The 18944-nt window shown below is 53.5% G+C and carries 17 protein-coding genes; 5 read left to right on the top strand and 12 right to left on the bottom strand.

Annotation, left to right across the window (positions count from 1 at the left end):
* Nucleotides 1–21: 21 nt before the first annotated feature.
* Nucleotides 22–471, bottom strand: a complete 450-nt coding sequence (locus CIK94_RS05160) for a hypothetical protein (RefSeq protein ID WP_094385529.1) — start codon at nt 469–471, stop codon at nt 22–24.
* A 139-nt stretch (nt 472–610) separates the two neighbouring features.
* Between CIK94_RS05160 and CIK94_RS05155 the strand changes: the two genes are divergently transcribed.
* Nucleotides 611–790, top strand: a complete 180-nt coding sequence (locus CIK94_RS05155) for a hypothetical protein (RefSeq protein WP_094385527.1) — start codon at nt 611–613, stop codon at nt 788–790.
* An 87-nt stretch (nt 791–877) separates the two neighbouring features.
* Nucleotides 878–1591, top strand: coding sequence for a hypothetical protein (locus tag CIK94_RS05150; protein ID WP_144007679.1), 714 nt, complete (start codon nt 878–880; stop codon nt 1589–1591).
* A gap of 122 nt (nt 1592–1713) precedes the next feature.
* Here the strand turns inward: CIK94_RS05150 and CIK94_RS05145 are convergent, their stop codons facing one another.
* From CIK94_RS05145 to folP, 4 genes are all read right to left on the bottom strand, one after another.
* Nucleotides 1714–2916, bottom strand: coding sequence for an acetate kinase (locus CIK94_RS05145; RefSeq protein ID WP_094387769.1), 1203 nt, complete (start codon nt 2914–2916; stop codon nt 1714–1716).
* A gap of 22 nt (nt 2917–2938) precedes the next feature.
* Complete coding sequence (pta, locus tag CIK94_RS05140; protein ID WP_094385523.1) at nt 2939–3982, bottom strand: phosphate acetyltransferase; 1044 nt, start codon at nt 3980–3982, stop codon at nt 2939–2941.
* A 130-nt stretch (nt 3983–4112) separates the two neighbouring features.
* Nucleotides 4113–4886, bottom strand: coding sequence for a diadenylate cyclase CdaA (gene cdaA, locus CIK94_RS05135; protein ID WP_022310698.1), 774 nt, complete (start codon nt 4884–4886; stop codon nt 4113–4115).
* Between the two features lies 1 nt (nt 4887).
* Complete coding sequence (gene folP / locus CIK94_RS05130; RefSeq protein ID WP_094421666.1) at nt 4888–5733, bottom strand: dihydropteroate synthase; 846 nt, start codon at nt 5731–5733, stop codon at nt 4888–4890.
* A 54-nt stretch (nt 5734–5787) separates the two neighbouring features.
* On the opposite strand from folP, the gene CIK94_RS05125 reads away from it, so the two are divergent.
* A complete protein-coding gene (locus CIK94_RS05125; RefSeq protein WP_094421664.1) occupies nt 5788–6135 on the top strand; it encodes a hypothetical protein in 348 nt (115 codons plus the stop codon).
* A gap of 18 nt (nt 6136–6153) precedes the next feature.
* On the opposite strand, the gene CIK94_RS05120 is transcribed toward CIK94_RS05125, so the two are convergent.
* Nucleotides 6154–7482 (bottom strand): ATP-binding protein, encoded by a 1329-nt coding sequence (locus CIK94_RS05120; protein WP_094421662.1) that lies wholly within the window; start codon nt 7480–7482, stop codon nt 6154–6156.
* Between CIK94_RS05120 and CIK94_RS14000 the strand changes: the two genes are divergently transcribed.
* The gene (locus CIK94_RS14000; RefSeq protein WP_144008302.1) at nt 7483–7857 is read left to right on the top strand and encodes a hypothetical protein; all 375 of its coding nucleotides are present in this window, start codon (nt 7483–7485) and stop codon (nt 7855–7857) included.
* A 267-nt stretch (nt 7858–8124) separates the two neighbouring features.
* Here CIK94_RS14000 and CIK94_RS05110 read toward each other — a convergent pair whose 3' ends face one another.
* Genes CIK94_RS05110 through CIK94_RS05085 form a run of 6 tightly spaced genes read right to left on the bottom strand, consistent with a single transcriptional unit; the run spans nt 8125 to nt 18657 of the window.
* On the bottom strand, nt 8125–9159 hold the full coding sequence (locus CIK94_RS05110; protein ID WP_158216515.1) for a BACON domain-containing protein: 1035 nt from the start codon (nt 9157–9159) through the stop codon (nt 8125–8127).
* Between the two features lie 55 nt (nt 9160–9214).
* Nucleotides 9215–11812, bottom strand: coding sequence for a zinc-dependent metalloprotease (locus CIK94_RS05105; protein WP_254046141.1), 2598 nt, complete (start codon nt 11810–11812; stop codon nt 9215–9217).
* Between the two features lie 28 nt (nt 11813–11840).
* Complete coding sequence (locus tag CIK94_RS05100; RefSeq protein ID WP_094421658.1) at nt 11841–13388, bottom strand: PKD-like family lipoprotein; 1548 nt, start codon at nt 13386–13388, stop codon at nt 11841–11843.
* A gap of 7 nt (nt 13389–13395) precedes the next feature.
* Nucleotides 13396–14202 carry a DUF4843 domain-containing protein gene (locus CIK94_RS05095; protein ID WP_094388849.1) on the bottom strand — a complete coding sequence of 269 codons (807 nt, stop codon included), beginning with the start codon at nt 14200–14202 and terminating at the stop codon, nt 13396–13398.
* 8 nt (nt 14203–14210) lie between these two features.
* Nucleotides 14211–15665: a RagB/SusD family nutrient uptake outer membrane protein gene (locus CIK94_RS05090; protein WP_094385506.1), complete on the bottom strand. Its 1455-nt coding sequence runs from the start codon at nt 15663–15665 to the stop codon at nt 14211–14213.
* 22 nt (nt 15666–15687) lie between these two features.
* On the bottom strand, nt 15688–18657 hold the full coding sequence (locus tag CIK94_RS05085; protein WP_254046140.1) for a SusC/RagA family TonB-linked outer membrane protein: 2970 nt from the start codon (nt 18655–18657) through the stop codon (nt 15688–15690).
* Between the two features lie 71 nt (nt 18658–18728).
* On the opposite strand from CIK94_RS05085, the gene CIK94_RS05080 reads away from it, so the two are divergent.
* Nucleotides 18729–18938 carry a hypothetical protein gene (locus CIK94_RS05080; RefSeq protein ID WP_094421656.1) on the top strand — a complete coding sequence of 70 codons (210 nt, stop codon included), beginning with the start codon at nt 18729–18731 and terminating at the stop codon, nt 18936–18938.
* Nucleotides 18939–18944 lie beyond the last annotated feature (6 nt).

The raw sequence follows: 18944 nt of genomic DNA, 5'->3' as shown, positions 1-18944 counted from the left end.
CCCGAGAGTAACTATCCAGCGTTAGGACCATGGCAAGTCTTCAAGCCCCGAATAAGGCTTGAATGGTGTTTTGTCGTGTTTCTTTGCTGTTTCGATAATTGAATGTAATTCGAGAAAAGCGTCTGCTCCTAAACCGATGCGGAATGTACAGGAGTTTTTCAGTTTGATTTTCAACTTGCGTATTCCGTGTTCACTTCCGTTATTCCCTGATGGTATTAGTGGGTCTTCAAGAAAGTTGAAGATGTGGTCACGGCACTTTATCAATCCCTTTTTGAATGTCTCAAACTTTTTGCCGAGGTTGCCGATATTTATTTTAAGCAGATAGTCCAAACGTTCTGTCCACGATGCCTTGGGGATTATTGCGGAAGGGTTCGAGTTCCTTTCATGTATGGCTTTACGGAACAAGTCGACTATCTTGTCTGACCAAATTTTATTAGTTATGTTTTTGTTAATCAGCTCGCTTATTTTCAAACGATTATGTGATTATTGATAATATGTTGATTTTTTAACACAAAATATTTGCTCATTATCAGAAAAATCCATTAAATTTGCGACATATCATAAGCTCATTGATAACATCACCATTGTCAAACCCCTAAAAAAGAAAAGCATGAAAAAGTTTATTCTTTACAGCATTCCATTCTTTTTTATTAATGTGATGCTTTTGTTTTCCTGTAGCGAGAACGCTAACGATATGCTAACAACTGCCAAGGCCTCGTCTGTCACCACCTATGTAGAGGAGAACGTATCGCTCGATTATACCGAATTGGGCAAACTCCCCGAAGTATAATAATTATTGGAAATACCCTGTTAGTGATTATTCGACTTGTGATTTATACGAACAATTTATAAAAAACAAACCTCAATGCTGATAATTATGAAAAGAATTACGATTTTGATAAGCATGTTGCTGATGGCACTATGCTGGGCTTATGGGCAGAATCATGTCCCTGGTTATATGCCACATACTAAGCGTGGAGAATTGCCGCCCGCATGGATTAAGAACAAGGTGACCGATGCACAGTATGACTCGTTGGCTATGCTGTCTAAGTATTATTGGGTGAATTATGACTACTTCAAGCAACGCAATCTTACAAAGGAACGCATCAGCACCTATGTAAGCGGCATAAAGAGATTGCTATCTGAAGAGAACTTGAAGCAGATAAAGCAACTGAAGGACGCCCCCAACTATTACGATTCTTATCCTGAGACTGCGTTTCTAAAGCCCTTTATGGTGTCGCCCAATGCCGATGGATCTAAGCAGATGAAGTATATCGTCTATTCGGAAATAGATGGTTATGATGCCCATGTGATGGTCGAGGTTCGGGTAAATAAAAACAAGAATGGCAATATTGTTTTCTCGAATTTCAGGTTGATTCCTTATAGTGTATCTGGACTAAAGGTGGAGATTGATAATATGAATTTCAAATCAGAGAACCGTCCAAGTTACCCAATAGTATATGAAGGAGTCTATGATATGCAGTCGCTTGTGTCCGCATTTAGTATATGTGGCTTGCTCAAGTATGAAGATGCCAAGGGATATAATCATACCGAACTGGCGCAGCGGTCATTCTATCTGTTAACCGAGTAATTGGCAGATAATTTGGATAAAACGAGGAGAGCCATCCGCCTCAGCCTATAGGTTGAACGGATGGCTCTCCTTTTGGTGTATGCAGCACCATGATGGTGCCATGTGTTGCTTGCGAGTCTTTTTTACTTGGCCTTAGACACCAGCTCTACGGTGTCGCGTGCGATAACGATTTCCTCGTCGGTAGGAATCATAACCACCTTGACCTTGGAGTCGTCGGCAGAGAGAACCTGCTCGACGCCGCGGCAGTGGTTGCGCTCCTTGTCCATCTTGACGCCAAGGTACTCCAGGCCAGAGCAAGAGTCCCAACGCACACCTTCCTGGTTCTCGCCGACGCCGGCGGTCCACACGATGATGTCGACGCCATTCATGGCAGCAGCGTAGGCACCGATGTACTTCTTGATGCGATAGTTGTACATCTGGAGGGCCAGGTGGGCACGCTCGTCGCCTGCCTTGTCGGCAGCCTCTACCTCGCGCATGTCAGAGCTGAGTCCGGTGATGCCGGCCACGCCACTCTCCTTGTTCAGGAACTCTGCCATCTCCTGGGGAGTCTTGCCCAGCTTCTCCATGAGATAGGTTACGGCAGAGGGGTCGATGTCGCCCGAGCGCGAACCCATCATCACACCAGCCAATGGGGTCAGACCCATAGAGGTGTCGATTACCTTGCCATACTGAACGGCTGCAATCGAGGCGCCGTTGCCGATGTGGCAGGTGATGATACGCTGCTTCTTGATATCCACACCCAGGTACTCGCACACGCGCTGAGAAACATAGCGGTGGCTGGTTCCGTGGAAGCCATAGCGGCGCACGTGGTACTTCTCGTACAGCTCGTAGGGTACGGCGTAGAGATAAGCGTAGGCGGGCATAGTCGAATGGAAGGCGTTGTCGAAGACAGTCACCTGGGGAGTATGGGGCATGAGCGCGTCGACGGCACGGATGCCACGCAGATGGCCTGCATTGTGAACGGGAGCCAGGTCGCAGAGGCTCTCGATACCGTCCTCTACTTCCTTGGTTACGATGCAGCTCTTCTCAAAGAGGTCGCCACCCTGCACGATGCGGTGACCTACGGCGTCAATCTGGTCGAGGCTCTTCAGCGCACCATACTTAGGGTCGAGCAGCAGGCTGAATACAAACTTCACGCCTTCCTTGTGGTCGGGCATGTCGTGCATTACCTTTTCCTTGCTGCCGTCTTTGAGGGTCACTTTCACGAAGGCGTTGTCCAAGCCTATACGCTCGGCGCCACCCTGTGCCAGCACGCTCTCGTCGTCCATGTTGTACAGCTTGTACTTGATGGAGCTGCTGCCACAGTTCAATACTAATACTATCATTGTCTGTTTCTTGTTTTTACGGTTATGCTTTCTTGGCGTCCTGTGCCTGGCAGGCAGTGATGGCGACCATGTAGTAGATGTCGTCGACCGAGCAGCCGCGGCTGAGGTCATTGACGGGGCGTGCGATACCCTGGAGGATGGGGCCGATGGCGATGGCTCCGCCCAGACGCTGTACCAGCTTGTAGCCGATGTTGCCTACCTCGAGGTTGGGCACTACCAGCACGTTGGCCTTGCCGGCGATGTCAGAATCCTTGGCCTTCTTCTCTGCCACAGCGGGCACGAGGGCGGCGTCGGCCTGCAGCTCGCCGTCTACCTTGAGTTCAGGATATTTGTCGTGGGCTATCTGTGTGGCCTCAATCACCTTGTCTATGATGTAGACGCTCTTGCCGGTAGCCTTGTCCTTGGCATCCTTGGCGCTGCCCTTGGTCGAGAAGCTCAGCATAGCCACGCGGGGCTCTTCGATGCCAGCCACGCTGTGGGCGGTCTGGGCTGTGGTGTAGGCTATCTGGGCCAGCTGGTCGGCAGTGGGGTTGGGGGTTACAGCCACGTCGCCCATGACTACTACGCCGTCCTTGCCATACTGCTTCTGGTCAGTGATGAGCAGCATAGCGCCACTCACGCATGAGATGCCGGGAGCGCACTTGATTATCTGCAGAGCTGGACGCAGTGTGTCGCCAGTGGTACTCAGTGCGCCGGAAATCTGACCGTCGGCGCCGTTGGTCTTGATGATCATACAACCGAGGTACAGGTTGTTCTTCACCAGTTCGCGAGCCTGCTCGATAGTCATGCCTTTGCTCTTGCGGAGTTCGGCGAGCAGAGCGGCGTATTCCTCGCTCTTGGGATTGTCAGATGGATTCACAATCGTAGCCTTGTCGATATTCTCCAAGCCCCACTCTTTGGCGAGCTTGTGGATGTTGGCAGGGTTGCCGATGAGAATGATGTCTGCGATGTCGTCAGCCAATACCTTGTCGGCTGCCTTAAGAGTGCGTTCCTCTTCAGCTTCAGGAAGCACGATGCGCTGCTTGTCTGCTTTGGCGCGCGCTACAATCTGTTGTAATAAATCCATAGTTATTCTATATCTATTCTTAACTTAGTTCCTTATGGTTTTAGCGGTTCACGTTAAGCCGCTGCAAAAGTAGTAATTTTTTTTGATAATCACCCCTTTGCACGCATCTATTTTTTCTTTGTCTCTGCCCTCAGCTTATCAGCTGTTGGGCGAGGATACTCTCGAGTTCCTCGGCAGAGAGTCTCAGTCTGAAAGTACCGCGGATGGCCACGGCTATGCGGCCCGTCTCTTCGCTCACCACGATGGCTATGGCGTCAGAGCTCTGGGAGATGCCCATGGCGGCGCGATGGCGCAGACCAAGTTCCTTGGGGATGTCCATGTCGTGGCTCACAGGCAGGATGCAGCCCGCAGCCTGGATGCGGCGGTGGGCGATAATCATGGCACCGTCGTGCAGCGGCGAGTTCTTGAAGAAGATGTTTTCGATGAGCCGCTGGTTGATGTTGGCATTGATTACATCGCCCGTCTCCATGATATCGGTCAGCGGGGTGGTGCGCTCGATGACGATAAGTGCGCCCACCTTGCCGCGCGACAGGTTCATGCATGCCATCACGATGGGCATGATGGCCTCCTTGTCCTCATCCTCCTTCTTGGTGGCGGTGTAGAACAGGCGGAAGATGTTTTTGAACCGCTGATGGGCGCCCAGACTGTACAGAAACTTGCGTATCTCTTCCTGGAAGAGGATGAGCAGGGCCAGTACACCCACGCTTACCAGTTTGTCCATGATGGCTCCCAGCAGGCGCATCTCGAGTACATGGGTCACGAAGAGCCATAACACCACAAACACCATGATGCCGATGAACACATTGAGCGACCGGCTTTCCTTCATCAGCCGGTAGATGTTGTAGAGCAACAGCGCCACCAGCAGGATGTCGATTATGTCTTTTATGCCAAAATCAAAAAACACGTTATATAACTTCTTTGGTTAGTGATTGCTTCATTTTCTCTACCACCGCCACGGTCTGCACCGCCTCTGCTACATCGTGGACGCGCAGTATCGAGGCGCCGCGTTCCACCGCCAGTGCGTGGAGGGCTGTGGTGCCGGGCAGAGATGTGGCGGGAGTGCCCCCGATGAGCTTCCATATCATCGTCTTGCGCGATATGCCCACCAGAACGGGCAGATGGAGTGCCTGCAGTTCGGCCATGTCGGCCATGAGCTCATAGTTCTGCTCGAGGGTCTTGCCGAAGCCAAATCCCGGGTCGAGTATGATGTCCTTGGCGCCGCGGTCGCGCAGCTGCTGTATCTCTCCGGCAAAGGCTTTCATCATCTCCCTCAGTGTGGGCTTGACCGACATGAGAATGTAGGGGCACTTCAGTTCGCCCACTACGTCAAACATGCTTTCCGCTTCGTGTATCGGCGTGTTGACGATGCCCGTCAGACCGCCTTCGCTCACATCGTTGATGATGTCGGCACCCCAGTCGTTGATGCAACGACGGGCGAGCGCCGGACGGTAGGTGTCTACCGAGACCACGGCATCGGGCACCTCGCGGCGCACGATGTCGAGAGCCCAGCGCAATCGCCGTCCCTCTTCCTCTTCGCTCACTTCACAGGCACCCGGACGGGTCGAGAAGGCTCCGATGTCTATCATGCTGCCGCCCTGGGTCAGTATCTCCTCTGCGCGCATAGCTATCTCGCGCTCGGTCTGCTTGCGGCTGCCCTCGTAGAAACTGTCGGGCGTCACATTGATTATTCCCATGACCTGCGGATGCGAAAGGTCCATAAGGCGTCCACGTATATTCAGCGTATATTCCATGTTATCTTAATATGTTACAAAGGTAGTGCAAACCGAAGAGAATACAAAATAAACTTGTTTATTTTTATTCTTGAGGTGCAGCCTACCTTCACGGCGGGAGCCGTAAAGGGGCAAGTCGAAGACAATGCAAAGAAAAAACAAATGTTTTTTCTAATTTGCATTGTTGAGACGCCGCCTACCTTATCCAAAGGTAGTGCAAACCGAAGAGAATACAAAATAAACTTGTTTATTTTTATTCTTGAGGTGCAGCCTACCTTCACGGCGGGAGCCGTAAAGGGGCAAGTCGAAGACAATGCAAAGAAAAAACAGATGTTTTTTCCAATTTGCATTGTTGAGGCGACGCCTACCTTATCTATAGATAGCGCCAGCGGAGGCTCACGCAGAGTCGCCTCGATGATATAGGGGATTGCCCGACAGCCCTTAATGACAGTCCTTGAGCAGAAAGGCCATATAGAGCGGCAGGATGAGAGTCTGCGGAGCTGTGCCAATGTTCACATCACCCAGTTTGATGACACTCGATACATGATACTTGTCGGGGTTGCCAAGGATGGTCTTGGCGCTTTTGATGTTGCCGTTATTGGCTTTAACTTCTACCAGCGTACATTCGCCGTTGTATCTTGTAACGAAGTCAATCTCCAGGCCCGAATCCTTGCGGAAATAATAGAGCTTGCGATTCATTTTGCCGAAGATGTCGGCCACGAGATTTTCGAAGATGGCACCCTTGTATCCATAGAGATTGCCTCTCAGGATGTCGGCCGCAGTGCCCTGTTCGAGCATGCTGATGAAAAGGCCCGTGTCTGCCATATACACCTTGAACTGGTCGGTGATGGCGTTGCCGTCGAGGGGAAGTTCGGGCGTCGAGAGGTTGTAGCAGCGACGTATGATGCTGGCATCTTCAATCCATTGCAGACTGCCCTGATAGTTGCGGCCTCTGCCGCCAGGCCTCACGGTGGTGTAGGCGAACTTCTTGTTCTCCTTGCTCAACTGGCGCGGTATCGACTCGAAACATTCCCGTATGCGTGGCTTGTCTTCCTGGGGCGCGTATTTCAGCATATCGACTTTGTATTCATCAACGATGGCTTGCTGTATATGCAGAACGGACTGCATGTTGTGGGTCTCCATAAATACGCTCACCGCTCTTGGCATTCCGCCGACAAGGCAATACTGCAGCAGCAACTGTCGCATCCTCTCGTGGACAGCTTCCTGCACAGGAGTCCTTTGGTCCAGACAGCGTTGCAGATAGCCGATGGTCATATCGTTGATGCCATTGGCCCAAAGCCATTCCTCGAAATCCATAGGATACATGTCGATGATGGTCTCATAACCCACGGGGATAGGGCCTTCGGTCAACTCGCTGGTATGGTAACCGCTGACACCCAGTAGCGAACCAGTGCCGATGACATCGTATCTGCCGTCGGTCTTGAAGAATTTCAAGGCAGTGCGCGCACGTGGACACTCCTGTATCTCGTCAAAGATGATGCAGGTCTTGCCAGGCACGAAGTTGCAATCGGGGATTAGGGTGGAAAGCGTCATACAGAGGATGTCGATGTCCAGACCACCCCCAAACACAGCCTTGTATTCCGGGTGTTGGAAGAAGTCGAGATAGACCACATGCTCATAGTTTTTGTGGGCAAAATCGAGCACTGAGTATGTCTTTCCACACTGGCGACATCCCTTAATGATGAGGGGCATCTTGTGCTCATCGTTCTTCCATTCTTTGAGATACTTCTCAATTTTCCGTTGAAACATTTGGCTATTAGTGAATTAGTGGTTGTTGATATTGTGACCGTGCACATTTTTCAAGGGACTTTTCTTGAAACCGCGCACATTTTCCAAGGGACTTTTTATGGATTTGCGCACATTTTTCAAGGGACTTTCCGCTGCAAAGATAAGACAAATTGGCGAAAAAGCAAAGAAAAATGGAGAAAAGACAGCCCGCCTGGGCAAAATAGTTACGCTCTCTGCCCTTATCGCGGAAGTCTGCAAAAGCAGAGTGTGGCTGTCGCCATGTGCTCCAGTGGTCTCTGCGACCAGTCTGAGGGCTCTTGCGGGCAACGCTATTTATGCCGTTTCCACCGAGTAGCCCGCAACCCGCTGCATATCAGCCCGTCGGCGGCGTGGTGACCATCGTGGCGTGCTCGTATCATATGAACCGTAGGCTCGTACCATTTGAACCGTGGGCTCGTGACGTAAGATACGCGCTCTCGTGCCTATTGATACGAGCCAGCCATCGTCACCGCGGTGCCAGCAGCTGCCCTCTCGATATGGGCGAGGGTCTCTCTGCGCTCCAGCGGACTAACGGTATAAACGGCGAAGAGGCTGTCAGACTCTCTCGGGGAGATGGGTCTGGCAGCCTCTTCTATGGTTTAGGCTCTATAGGGAGCTGTAGGCTTACTTGGCAGCCTGCACCACGGGGATGCGGAACAGCTCGCTCCAGTTGTCGCTGTCTACGATTACCACGTCGAGCTTGCGCTCGGCGCCAGTGGTGTTAGAGGTAGCGCTGATGCGGAGTGCATCGAGGTTACCACCGGCTGTGAGCCATGCTGCGTCGCCTTCAACCTCGGTGTCAGTGCCTGCCTTGCATACCAGTGTCACGTAGCCGCCGTCGGTGGTCACGTAGAATGTCTTGATGTGCTCGGTGGTGTCGTCCTTGTCAAAGGTGGCTGCGAAGTTGAGGGTGGTCTTGTTGGCGAAAGCCTTGGTCTTGTTCTCGTCGGAGAAGAGCTTGAACATGGTGGCTCCGTTCATGGTCATCTGGTTGACGGTGATGTCTACAGACTGGTCGCCGGCAGTGATGGTGATGGTACCTGCGAGCATCTCGCTCATGCTGGGCTGGAGGTAGAACTCCATCTCCTCGCCGCTCTTGCCGCGGGCCTTGGTGATGACGAAGTCGGCGTCATTGCCCATCATGGCTGTTGCTGTGGCGTGCCAGCGGCTGGCGTTGGTGGTCACCTTGACCTTGACTACGGCCTTGTCGTTCTGGCCCATGTATGAATACATGCCGCTATACTCCTGCAACTGCTCTGACTCGATGCTGAGGGTCACGTTCTGGGGGTTGGCGCCCGCCTGTGTGACTGAGAACTCGAGTACTGATGAGCCTGCGAGCAGCTTGAATTTGGCAACGCGGTCGGCAGTAGATGTGTTGGCACCGGCGGTGACAGCTATCTCAGAGGTGCTCTTTACTGTGGCGATACACCATGACTGCTCGGTGACTTTCTGGATAGAGAGGTCGGTCAGCGGAGCGTCTGTCTGTATCTTGATAATCTGCTCGCTGAGTGCGGCGGGGTCTACGTCGAGGGCTGCATCGCTCTCGTTGACCAGGCTCACATTGTAGGTGGGTGCTGGTGCGGGGTCGTCACTACTCGAGCATCCGCTCATTGCCATAGATATGGTCAGTGCTACGACTGCCACTCTCAAATAATTCATAAACTTTTTCATCTTTGTTTTCTATTTAATGATTTATATTGGGTTGTTAACTCATTTACTTCTTGAAGAGCTTGTTGAGCACCGTAACCTGGTACTCGTAGAAGGCGCGTGTACGTGCGTCGCCGCTACCCATTCTCGACTTGTAGAGATTGTGTATCTTCTTGAGGGCGGCGGTGATGAGAGGACGGCCCACGCCGGCAGAGAGCTTGGAGCCGCTCATGTTGTGGCGGGCATAGGATACCTCGTCGCTGCTGGCGGCACAACCGGCGTTGCAGAAGCTGTGAGAGTCGGCTGTGGCCTGGGCCATAAACTCGCTGAGTGCAAGCTCGGGATCCTTCTCGGCAAGGCCTCTGCCACCAAGGGGTGACTCCTTGGACATTGAGGGGTCAAGGTTAGAGAATTTGCTCAATGCCAGGACTACTGTAGTCTGCAAGTTCATGTCCTCCTGGGTAAGATTCTTGCCCTGGATGGAGTTGCGGAAGACGATACCATAAGCATCGTTGAGATAACCGTCAAGGGTATAGAGTCCCTTCTGGCCTGAACGCTCGCCCTCGTAGATGCCTCCCATCGCTCCGGGGCTGTATATCTTGGCTGCAATGGTCGACTGGAAGTTGTCAAACGAGTTGGAATCGATGCCCAACACACGCATAATTTCTTTGGGGAGCATGATGTCGCTGCAGTGGAGGGCCTGGTTTACGAGCCACTCCATCGCTGCCTTCTGCTTGGCCTTGGGAATGTATGCCTTGGCATACTCCTTGCTGCCGTCCTGAACCAGGTCGGTATATTCTACACCGCCGAGGTAGGGCATCACATGGGTGAGGTAGCGCATGTACTGGCTAAGACAAGCCTTGTACATCTCCTGGATTTCCTCGTAGTCGTCGTTCTTGACGCCGAGCCACTGGGGTATGTTGGCGATAATCTTCTTGAGGTTCTTGATACCATAGTTGTTGGCCTTCATGTGGTCGTCGCCGAGGTCTTCCATCTGGTCGGTGGGGTCGACGGTGAGGAACAGCTGCTGGGCACCGAACTTATACATGGGGTCGCCCTTCTTGGCCTCGATGATGGCGTTGAGATACTTGTACTCGTCTTCGGGAGTTTTGGCGTCCTTGAAGAGACGGTAGCCCCAGTTGATGGCGTGTATATCGTATACACCGATGATTGGGGGAACCATGCGCACACCGCGCTCGAGGTCGCCGGGCTGTGCCACGTAGTTGTTGCGGGCGTAGTCCATGATACTGGGCGTGGTGCCATACTTCTGGGTGAACGAGGGGCTGCGCAGTGAATCGACGGGGAAGGCGTAGCTGGCGCCCATGTTGTGCATCAGACCCAGGGTGTGGCCCACCTCGTGAGAGGTGACATAGCGCAGCGACTCAGACATCACGTCGTCGTCGAAGGTAGACTTGCGCACGCGGGCGTCGACGGCTGCGGTCTGGGCAAAGCGCCACTCATGAACGAGGGCGATGACATTGTGATACCACATCACCTCGCCCACCAGGATTTCTCCGGTGCGGGGGTCTACGTAGCTTGGTCCGGCGGCGTTGGCAGTACCGGTGGCCATGTAGCGGATACAGTTATAGCGGATATCGTCGGGGTCGAAGTTGGGGTCGTCGGTGGGGTAGTCTTTGGCGACCATCACGTTCTTGAAGCCGGCAGCTTCAAAGGCCTGGTTCCAGTCTTCGATACCAGCCTTGATGGCTCCTCTCCACTTCTCGGGGAAGGCAGAGTCTACATAGTATACTATCTGCTTCTTGGGCTCAACCAGCTCGCCGTTGTAGTACTTCTCCAGGTCTTCGTCCTTGGGCTCCACGCGCCAGCGGTGGATGAATTCCTTGGGGTCGATGTAGTCCTTGTTGGATGAATAGGTGTAGAACTTGGTGCTGAAGTATCCCACGCGGCTGTCCTGATAGCGCATCTTCATGGGCTCCTTGGGCAGAGCCACGATAGAGCGGCGCATCTGCACGGTGTAGGCTCCCGACTCGGCGTTGTAGTTCAGTCGGCTGGTAATCTCAAGGTTCTTTTCAAAGCTCTTTACTCCCATCAGCTTGGAGGCAGATGCGTCGAACGAGGCCGACTTGGTAGAGCGTGTGTTTACACTCTGGCGGATGGGGGTGATGCACTTCTCGTTGGATACGAAGAACGATGTCATGTCGATGAGCAGTGTATCATTGCGCGAAGCCTTTATCTTGAAGGTCTTCATGATGGGGTGTACGAAGTTGCGGTTGAAAGCCTTCTCAATGGGGTCTCCGGGCACTACGCGCTCGTAGTTCTGGTAAGAGTGCATGTATACGTTGGCCGTGTCGGCAGAGAGCGAGAACATGAAGGGAGTCCCCACCATTTCGCCGGCATTGAAGTTGGCGTTCTCGCTGGTGCTTACCATGCGGTTGGCCATCAGGTAGAGCACATCGAGGTTGCTCTTGGTAACCTGCAGCAGCAGCTCGCCCTTCTTGTTGACATAGGCTGTGAACATACCGTGGTAGGCGGTAGCGCCGTTGATGGCCTTGTCAAACTTGTCGGTCTTCTTGGCAGATGACGAGGCTTCGGTAGCTGCTTTCTTCTTCTTTTTCTTGAAAATGCTCATTTCTACATTGGCAGCAGCGTCGGCAGTAATCGCAAGAGCCATCGTGGCTAACAATAATGATTTGATCTTCATCATAATTTAGTTGATTATAGTATAGTTTATATTAAAAATTCTTGTAACTGATATTGACTATCTCGGGGAAGCCCTTCCACACGTGCTTCTGGCTGACCTTAATCTTGTCGGCGGTATCGGTGACGGCAAACTTGTAGAACTTGCCGCCGCGCTGGTTGCTGGCGCCGTCGCTATAGGTGGCCACATAGAAGCAGTCGTTCTGCTTTTCATCGGTCACGATATCGTTGAAGATGGCGGTAGCCGTGCCGTCGAACGTGCAGAGCAGCACGGGGTCCTTGCCGTTGCGGAAGTTGTAGCCGTAGAGGTGGTTGCCCTCGGCGTAGATGAGGTAGCCCTGCTTGGTGGTGAGGCTGAAGAGGCGTGCCTGGTAGAAGCCGGGAGCCGTGAGGGGTATCTCGTAGCGTTTGCCCTTGGTGGCCACACCGCTCTGGCGGGTGATGGTGTAGGTGTAGATATAACGCTTGCCGCCGATGGGGTCGTAGAGGATGGTGGCGGTCTGTCCGCCGCTGTAGAGCGAATTGACATTGGCCACAAAGGTGAGTCCGCCTGTGGTGAAGTCCTTCTTGGTGTCCCAGCTGAAGGGCTCGTCGGTGTCAGAGTCGGCGAGGTTGTTCATCGAGGTACCCATGGCGCGGAGGTTGCAGAACACGCGGTCGCGCGAGTTGTACACGACATACTGCTCGATGGCAGCCGCCGAGTTGTCCTCACCCGTGTGGTTGCAGGCGATGCCTGGCGCGGGGGTGAAGTAGTCGTAGCCGTTGCTCTGGAGATAGTAGCTCACCGGCGTACCAAACTCTCCCTCGTTGAGGCTGTTCAGCGCGTAGGCATACTTGTCGGCAAGGAAGAGTGCAGGCTTGTTGCTAATCTTCTGGATGTCGTGCATCACGATGGAATGGCGGTAGCCCTTGATGTCGGGGTCAAAGATGGTCAGCTCCTGTGGGTTGTCCAGGTCTTCGCGACCATAGCGGTAGGTGCCGTTTTCGGTGCAGACATACACCTGGTTCTCATACGACTCGGGGCTGTTGTCTGTCCACACCATGATGGGCTGCTTGAGCGCCAGGCCCTTGTTGGCAAGGATGTCGGTGAGGTGCAGGGTGTCGCGGCTGATGGAGAGCATGTCTACCACCATGTTGCCAGATTGGTCCTTGCCGGTGAGTATCCAGCCGCGGGTATAGAGGTTGTTCACCTTGAGCGTAGCCTGACGGCTGTAGACGATGCCCGTGGCAAGGTCGGTAACCTTGAAGAACAGGTGGTAATCGTCGGCCTTGAGCTTGACCTTGTAGTCCAGATTGCGGTCGGTTCCCAGCTGGGTACGCTGACCCACATGCTTGTTGGAACTCACAGCTACCCACTCGTAACTGTAGCCGCCAGCCGACTCCTGACCCTCACGGTAGCTCAGTTCGGGGCTGATTTTAAGGTCATCCACGTCGGAACGCAGCAGATAGACGGTGTCGCCGTCGAAGCCTTTCTGTCCGATGGTGACATCGTTGATCTGGCTGTAGCTGTAGTTGCCCTTGTCGTCGAAACAGGCGCTAAGCATCACGCCAGCCAGGGCGAGCAAAAATATGTTTGTTCTCATCTCAGTCTTAGTATTTGATGCCTTCGCCGGCAGTCATCTTCACGCGCTTGCCGTTGGCGTCTCTATAATCTTCATAAATCGTATTTCCCTTGCTCTCCTGGTCCTTGAGGTACTGGTCAAACTTGATGGCGAGTGCCTTGGCCTTGGTAAACGACATGCTGTCCTCGGTGGCGAAGTCGAGCAGCGTCAGACCGAAGAGGCTGCATATCAGCTTGCATTTCTTCTCGGAATAGGTGCCGAAGAAGTAGGTGCGGAAACCTGGCAGCTGTACCCACTTGTTGCTGATGGTGATGGTGTGGTGCAGCACGTCGACTCCGGTCTTGTCAGAGCTGTTGGGGCGCAGCCATTGGGCCATCGGGGTCGCGAAGTCTTCGTTGGCGACGAGCTCGAGCTTCAACTGGCGCTCCTTGCCCTCAAGGTCGTCTCTCAGGTAGAAGTGTATGGGGATGAGCACATAGACCTCGCCAGCCTTGACGGTATAGCTGTTGTCCAGCGCGTCGTAGTCCCAGCCTTCCTTGGCCTGCTCGGCATCCTCGGGAGCCACCACCTGTACCGTCACCTTGCGGTCGTGGCCCACGGCGGGACCTATGACCTTGGCTCTCACCATGAGGGTGGTGTCGCTGATGGTGCTGTATACGGCAAAGGGTATCTGGGTCTCTGCGGTGTAGTCCTGCTTGCTGTCGTCGAGTCCTCCCTTGGTGGCCGACATGGCAAAATAGATGCCGCTCTCGCCCGAATAGGTCTCTATCTCCTCAGTACATGCGGCGAGCATCCATCCCGCCAGGCATGTGAGTAATATATGGATATGTTTCATCTTGTCTCTTATTTGCGTAGTTGCTGTTCACTGTCGGGCAGGTCGAAGACATAGGTGCTGTTGGTTATCTGCATGTCTTGGAGGTTGGGGTTGTAGAGTCGGGGGATAGAGGTGATGCCCTTGCGCTTGTAGTACCAGAAGAGCTGGCCCTCGCCGATAAACTCGCGCACATACTCGTCCTCGATATATCCGTTGAGGCCGATGTTAGACTTGAGCTGGGGTATGTTGCGGGCCTTGCGGATGGGGTTCAGCGCCTTGTAGTCCTTCGTACATTCGGCCTTGATGAGATACATCTCAGACATACGAATCATGGGCAGCAGCCGGGCAAACTCAAAGCCGTTGTCGGTCACGTCGCCGTACTTCACGAAGAACTGGCCCACATTGCCCTCGGTGTCGCGCTGGGTCTGCCACTGACACTTGCGCAGGTCGCCGTCGTCCTCGTAGAGCTGGCTTATGCCGTAGTCACTCATCTTGAGCACGTTTTTGGCTTCGAGCTTGTAGGAGAATATCTTGTCAAAGATATCGGTGGTGCGCTTAGAGTGGTAGTTGCCGAAGAGTATCTCCGACGAGAAGATGCGGTCCTCGGCACTGGTGTTGGCAGAGCCCGATGTGGCCTGGCCGTTCACCTGCTCACGGGTGGCAAAGGGGAAGAAGCGCGAGGCTCTGTCTATCACGTCGTTGGCATATTTCACCGCATTGCCGGTGTCGCCGGCATAGAGGTAGACTCTCGCGGTGAGAGCCAGGACGGCGAAATAGTTCATGCGCTCGTTGCGGAATCTGTAGAAGTTGTTGCCCGAGGCATCCTCGGTGGCGAGCTTGCCCTCGGTGATGACGGGGTCATAGTCTGCCAGCAGCTCTTCGGCTGCCTTGAGGTCGGTGGTGATGTTGAAGATCACGTCCGAGGCTGGTAGGAGCGGCTTGACCTTACGCTCGGTGTCGTTGACATAAGGGATGCACTCCTTGCCGGGCTCATACTTGTAGATGGGACCGAAGATGCGCAGCAGGTCGAAGTGGAGCATGGCACGCAGCGCCAGCGCCTCGCCCTTGATGATGTGGTAGCCCTTGTCAGAGAGCACGTTGCGGTTTTTCTCACAGTGCTCCAGCAGCGTATTGATGTTGCCAATCAGCGCGTAGCCCTTGGCCCAGGTGTCGCTTACGGCGTCCTTCATCTTCTGGTGGTCATAGTTGGCCAGGAGCACATAGGCGTGGGTGTTGAGGGGCTTCGAGGTGTCGTAGTATTGGGCCAGCACGTCAAAGGTGGTAGTGGTGAGTGTCTGCCCGTAAAGGCTGCTGTTCAGCAGGTCGATGTAGATACCGTTGAGGGCGGTGCGGAAACCGTTCTCGTTTGAATAGAGTGCATCTTCCATGATGCGGTCTTCTGAGTCGACCTTCAACCACTCCTCGCAGGATGTGCAGCAGAGCAGTGGGATAATCAGCAGGAGTGCCAGTTTATATTTGTTCATATTTTTAGCTTTTTTCTTATCGTTAGAATCTGATATCAAATGACAGCGATACGCTTCTGGAGAACGGATATTCGGTTCCGCGTTCCTCCTTGAACGAGGCGAGACGGAAGATGTCGTTCATGTAGACTCTTACCGAAGCTCCCTTGGCTCCGAGGGCACGTATCCACTTGGCGGCGGTCTCATAGCCCACGCTGAACGACTCGCCAGTGAGCACGTTTTCGTCCATCACGAAGCGCGAAGACATTGGGGTCGACTCAAAGTTGTTGATGGCTTTGAAGCGGGCAATGTCGCCAGGCTGCTTCCAGCGGTCGTACAGCGCGCGACGGTCCACGTTGTAGTACATCAGGTCTTCCGACAGGTTTTCCACCTTATTATATAATGTAGAGGCAAAGACCTGGGCGCCGAGACGGTAGCGCAGGTTGGCGCTGGCAGAGAACTGCTTGTAGTAGAAGCTCACGCCCACCACGCCTTGCAGCTTGTCGGCGGTAGTACCTACTACGACCTCGTCGTTCTTGTCGTACTGGAAGGTGTAGGTGCCGTCCTTCTTGATGAATATCTCCTGACCGGTAGCGGGGTCGATGCCGGCAGAGCGCACGGCCCAGATGTCGTCGGGGCTGCCGCCGTCGTAGTAGCGGCGGTAGGAGTTGTTGTTGCTCGCAGCCTCATTCATGGCCTGCAGCTTGTTGCCGATGTTCTTGTACTGGGTCTCGCTGTGGTTGAAGCTCAGGTTGAAGTTGAGGCGCATGTCGTCGCGCTTGATGGCATTGACCATCACCGTACCCGAGAAACCCTGCGAAATCTGGCCGCCGAAGTTGGTGTAGAGCGAGGTGAAGCCCAGCGATGGGGGCATGGTCACCGATACCAGCAGAGGGTCGGTCACTTTGTGGTAGTAGTCTGCCGAGATGCGCAGACGGCTCTTGAAGAGCTCCAGGTCTATACCCCAGTTCTTGTCGATGGTCTTCTGCCATGCCAGATTGGTGTTGGCAAACTTCGACAGGATGGCGCTGGTGCCGAAGTGGTTGGTGTAGCCCGAGTTGTAGATGTATGTACCCGATGAGAGGTAGGCGTCAAAGTTCTGGTTGCCGGGGTTACCGATAGAGAAACGCAGTTTGACCAGGTCGGCCCATGGCAGATGGAACCACGATTCCTTGTTGATGTTCCAGCCCACACCCACAGCCCAGGTATTGGTGAATACCTTCTGGGCGCCGAAGACTGAGGAACCGTCCCAACGCAGGTTGGCGTCAAAGAGATAACGGTTCTTGTAGGAGTAGTTGCCGTTGAAGTAGAAACTGGTCGAACGGCTTATCGTTTTGTTGTATGTCGGCTTGTCGCCTTCGGTAAATCCAGCCGAGAACTGTGGGTTCTGATGCAGGTCGCTGGTAAATCCATAGACCATATAGGCGTTGCGGTTCACGGTCTTTTCGCTGAAGTACCAGCCGCCCACCAGGTTCACGGTGTGGGCGTCGTTGAACACCTTGCCGAAGGTGATGGTGGTCTCGCCGTTGTAGGCGAAGTTGTCATCGTTTTCACTGCCGTAGCTGCCCTTGAGCGTGGCGCTCAGGAAGTCGGGGTGCTTGGGCGACTTGAAGGTCTCGTTCTTGGAGACCGACTTGCTCAGACCCAGTCGGCCACGCAGCTGGAAGGCGTTCCAGAACCGCCAGATGAGGCTGAAGTTGTTGCGCAGCGTCATCTCGTTGGTGTGGTTCTTGTTGACGATATTGTAGAGATACAGGGGGTTGTAGATGGTGTTGCCAGCCACGTCGGTCGACTCGAGCAGCGTGGGGATAGAGCCGTCGTCGTTGTACTTCAGATAGTAGGGGTTGGCCTGTGCGAAGGTCGAAAACTCCACCGGCTCGTGGTCCGAGTTGGTGATGTCGATGTTGAAGTCATTGCTGAAGATGAGCGACTTGGTGCGGTAAGTCAGCTTGATGTTGCCGCTCACGGTCGAGCGGTCAGAGCCCTTCATCACACCGTCGTCATTGCTGTACGACAGACCGACGCCGTAGACCATTGAGTCGTCGCCGCCGTCGATATACATGTTGTGCGAGTGGTTGAGCACGGCGCGCAGAGGCTCAGACAGCCAGTAGGTGTTCACACCGCGTTTCACCTCTCTCAGACGACTGTAGTAGAGGGCGTCGAGAGCGTCCTGGCTGGTATAGGCGTCCTTGGCGGTATAGCGGCCAGCCAGGCGTTCATACTCCAGCTTCTCCGAGGCGTTCATCAGGTTGTAGTCGGTCAGGTCGGGCATCTGCACGGCAAAGTTGCCTGAGTACGATACGCGCAACTTGCCCGACTCGGGTCTTACGGTCTCGACCACGATTACACCGTTGGCAGCCTTCGAACCGTAGATGGCCGACGAGGCGGCATCCTTCAGCACGGTCACGTTGGCGATGCGGTCCATCGGCAGTTTCATGATGTCCTGGATAGTCACTTCGACGCCGTCCATGATAAACAGGGGCTGGTTGCCGGTGTTGTCATAGTCAGACTCGAGCGAACCCACGATACTGGTCTTGCCGCGTATCTCCATATCGGGCATGCGGTTAGGGTCGGAACCCCAACTGCTGTTTTCGACCACGTTGAGCGAAGGCTCAAGGGTCTTAAGACTCTGTATCAGGTTTTTGGTGCCTATCTTCTTGAGTTCGTCCTTGGTGTAGGTGCTGGCCGAACCCGTAAAGCTCGATTTCTTTCTCACGTAGATACCCGTAACCACTACATCCTTGATTTCGTTGGCTTTCTCCACCATTGTTACGGTTATCGACTTTTGCCCGGTGTAGGCAATCTCCTGGCTTTCCATGCCCAGGAATGAGATGACGATGGTCTGTTTGCCGCTTGGGATATTCTTCAGTACGAAGTTGCCATACATGTCGGAAACACAGACGATGTTGGTGTGCCCTTTCACCTGGACTGTTGCACCAGGGATGGTTTCTCCAGAAACTTCTTTGACCACGCCGGTCAGGGTTCGTTCATAGGGCTTGGAGGACTCGTTGTTCACTTGCGCTAAACATACACAAGGTAGTAGAAGAGCGAGCAGAAAAAAATATCTCATTTACAGTAGTTATAATTATGCATGCACAAGTAGTAAAAAAAATCATATTTAACGTTCCTTTGATGAAAAACTTTCAGTTTGTACACGTTTTCTTGACTTTTATGTATCATCTGTTTTCTTTTGTGGCGGTTTTTGCGGTTTTTGGGGATGCTCGGGTTTTTGAAAGTTTAACGCTTGGCGGCGTAATGATGGTCCTGAAATTTGGACAGTATGCGGAAAGGGAGTAATTTTGC

This window comes from Prevotella sp. P4-51 (assembly GCF_002251455.1).
Taxonomy (GTDB): Bacteria; Bacteroidota; Bacteroidia; order Bacteroidales; family Bacteroidaceae; genus Prevotella.
The sequence above is the reverse complement of the archived record's forward strand: the minus strand, read 5'-3'. Positions and strand labels throughout refer to the sequence as shown.

Coding starts and splice junctions, on each gene's coding strand:
- folP (WP_094421666.1), bottom strand. CDS start 5,733: ATGGAATATACGCTGAATATACGTGGACGCCTTATGGACCTTTCGCAT.
- CIK94_RS05145 (WP_094387769.1), bottom strand. CDS start 2,916: ATGATAGTATTAGTATTGAACTGTGGCAGCAGCTCCATCAAGTACAAG.
- CIK94_RS05150 (WP_144007679.1), top strand. CDS start 878: ATGAAAAGAATTACGATTTTGATAAGCATGTTGCTGATGGCACTATGC.
- CIK94_RS05095 (WP_094388849.1), bottom strand. CDS start 14,202: ATGAAACATATCCATATATTACTCACATGCCTGGCGGGATGGATGCTC.
- CIK94_RS05100 (WP_094421658.1), bottom strand. CDS start 13,388: ATGAGAACAAACATATTTTTGCTCGCCCTGGCTGGCGTGATGCTTAGC.
- CIK94_RS05080 (WP_094421656.1), top strand. CDS start 18,729: ATGCATGCACAAGTAGTAAAAAAAATCATATTTAACGTTCCTTTGATG.
- CIK94_RS05105 (WP_254046141.1), bottom strand. CDS start 11,812: ATGATGAAGATCAAATCATTATTGTTAGCCACGATGGCTCTTGCGATT.
- CIK94_RS05110 (WP_158216515.1), bottom strand. CDS start 9,159: ATGAATTATTTGAGAGTGGCAGTCGTAGCACTGACCATATCTATGGCA.
- CIK94_RS05090 (WP_094385506.1), bottom strand. CDS start 15,665: ATGAACAAATATAAACTGGCACTCCTGCTGATTATCCCACTGCTCTGC.
- pta (WP_094385523.1), bottom strand. CDS start 3,982: ATGGATTTATTACAACAGATTGTAGCGCGCGCCAAAGCAGACAAGCAG.
- CIK94_RS05155 (WP_094385527.1), top strand. CDS start 611: ATGAAAAAGTTTATTCTTTACAGCATTCCATTCTTTTTTATTAATGTG.
- CIK94_RS05120 (WP_094421662.1), bottom strand. CDS start 7,482: ATGTTTCAACGGAAAATTGAGAAGTATCTCAAAGAATGGAAGAACGAT.